Here is a 2500-nt window from a genome sequence, read left to right on the forward strand (position 1 = left end):
AAGCAAAACGCCCTCAGATCATGAGAGATCTGAGGGCGGTTTGGGCTGTAAGAGCCTGACGATGACCTACTTTCACACGGGAATCCGCACTATCATCGGCGCGAAGTCGTTTCACTGTCCTGTTCGGGATGGGAAGGAGTGGGGCCAACTTGCTATGGTCATCAGGCATAACGGGGTGTCTTGCTGAGTTTTGGTCAGCATGACGAATTCATAGAGTGAATCAGTTGTGTATTTGATTGCGCCTGGCACAACAGACCTTGACGGTATGTCAAAGTTATAGGGTCAAGCCGCACGAGCAATTAGTACTGGTTAGCTTAAGCGCTTGCACGCCTTCCACACCCAGCCTATCAACGTCCTGGTCTTGAACGACTCTTCAGGGGGCTCAAGGCCCCGGCAGATCTCATCTTGAAACGAGTTTCCCGCTTAGATGCTTTCAGCGGTTATCTCTTCCACACTTAGCTACTCGGCAATGCCACTGGCGTGACAACCGATACACCAGAGGTGTGTCCACTCCGGTCCTCTCGTACTAGGAGCAGGCTTCCTCAAATCTGCAGCGCCCACGGAAGATAGGGACCAAACTGTCTCACGACGTTTTAAACCCAGCTCACGTACCTCTTTAAATGGCGAACAGCCATACCCTTGGGACCGGCTACAGCCCCAGGATGAGATGAGCCGACATCGAGGTGCCAAACACCGCCGTCGATATGAACTCTTGGGCGGTATCAGCCTGTTATCCCCAGAGTACCTTTTATCCGTTGAGCGATGGCCCTTCCATACAGAACCACCGGATCACTATGTCCTGCTTTCGCATCTGCTCGACTTGTCAGTCTCGCAGTTAAGCACGCTTATGCCATTGCACTATTAGCACGATGTCCGACCGTACCTAGCGTACCTTCGAACTCCTCCGTTACGCTTTGGGAGGAGACCGCCCCAGTCAAACTGCCTACCATGCACTGTCCCCGATCCCGATAAGGGACCTAGGTTAGAACCTCAAACACACCAGGGTGGTATTTCAACGTTGGCTCCATGAGAACTAGCGTCCTCACTTCAAAGCCTCCCACCTATCCTACACAGATCTGTTCAAAGTCCAATACAAAGCTACAGTAAAGGTTCATGGGGTCTTTCCGTCTTTCCGCGGGGAGATTGCATCATCACAAACATTTCAACTTCGCTGAGTCTCAGGAGGAGACAGTGTGGCCATCGTTACGCCATTCGTGCAGGTCGGAACTTACCCGACAAGGAATTTCGCTACCTTAGGACCGTTATAGTTACGGCCGCCGTTTACTGGGACTTCAATCAAGAGCTTGCACCCCATCATTTAATCTTCCAGCACCGGGCAGGCGTCACACCCTATACGTCCACTTTCGTGTTTGCAGAGTGCTGTGTTTTTATTAAACAGTCGCAGCCACCGATTTTTTGCAACCGCTTTGGGCTCCCTTTGTACAAGTTCACCTACTTGCGGCATACCTTCTCCCGAAGTTACGGTATCAATTTGCCGAGTTCCTTCTCCTGAGTTCTCTCAAGCGCCTTAGAATACTCATCTCGCGCACCAGTGTCGGTTTGCGGTACGGTCGTGTGTAGCTGAAGCTTAGTGGCTTTTCCTGGAAGCAGGGTATCACTCACTTCGTCTGCAAGCAGACTCGTTATCACCCCTCATCTAAGCCCGGCGGATTTGCCTACCGGGCACGACTACAGGCTTGAACCAACATATCCAACAGTTGGCTGAGCTAACCTTCTCCGTCCCCACATCGCACTACACATCGGTACAGGAATATTGACCTGTTTCCCATCAGCTACGCATCTCTGCCTCGCCTTAGGGGCCGACTCACTCTACGCCGATGAACGTTGCGTAGAAAACCTTGCGCTTACGGCGAGGGGGCTTTTCACCCCCTTTAACGCTACTCATGTCAGCATTCGCACTTCTGATACCTCCAGCATCCGTTACCAGACACCTTCACAGGCTTACAGAACGCTCTCCTACCACGCACAGTAAACTGTGCATCCGCAGCTTCGGTAACTGGCTTAGCCCCGTTACATCTTCCGCGCAGGACGACTCGATCAGTGAGCTATTACGCTTTCTTTAAATGATGGCTGCTTCTAAGCCAACATCCTGACTGTTTTAGCCTTCCCACTTCGTTTCCCACTTAGCCAATTTTAGGGACCTTAGCTGGCGGTCTGGGTTGTTTCCCTCTTGAGTCCGGACGTTAGCACCCGGTGCTCTGTCTCCCAAGCTCTACTCTTCGGTATTCGGAGTTTGCCTTGGTTTGGTAAGTCGCCATGACCCCCTAGCCAAAACAGTGCTCTACCCCCGAAGGTAATACTTGAGGCACTACCTAAATAGTTTTCGGAGAGAACCAGCTATTTCCAAGTTTGTTTAGCCTTTCACCCCTATCCACAGCTCATCCGCTAGTTTTGCAACACTAGTCGGTTCGGACCTCCAGTACCTGTTACGGCACCTTCATCCTGGCCATGGATAGATCACTTGGTTTCGGGTCTACAC

2 rRNA genes (1 of these 2 cut by a window edge) are annotated in these 2500 nt (G+C 51.7%); both read right to left on the bottom strand.

The features are described from left to right. Positions 1-53: 53 nt before the first annotated feature. Positions 54-166 (bottom strand): 5S ribosomal RNA (gene rrf, locus AX018_RS24305). 112 nt (positions 167-278) lie between these two features. Then, positions 279-2500 (bottom strand): 23S ribosomal RNA (locus AX018_RS24310); it runs 654 nt beyond the window's last position.

Origin of the sequence: Paracidovorax anthurii (genome assembly GCF_003269065.1) — a bacterium.
Taxonomy (GTDB): Bacteria; Pseudomonadota; Gammaproteobacteria; order Burkholderiales; family Burkholderiaceae_C; genus Paracidovorax; species Paracidovorax anthurii.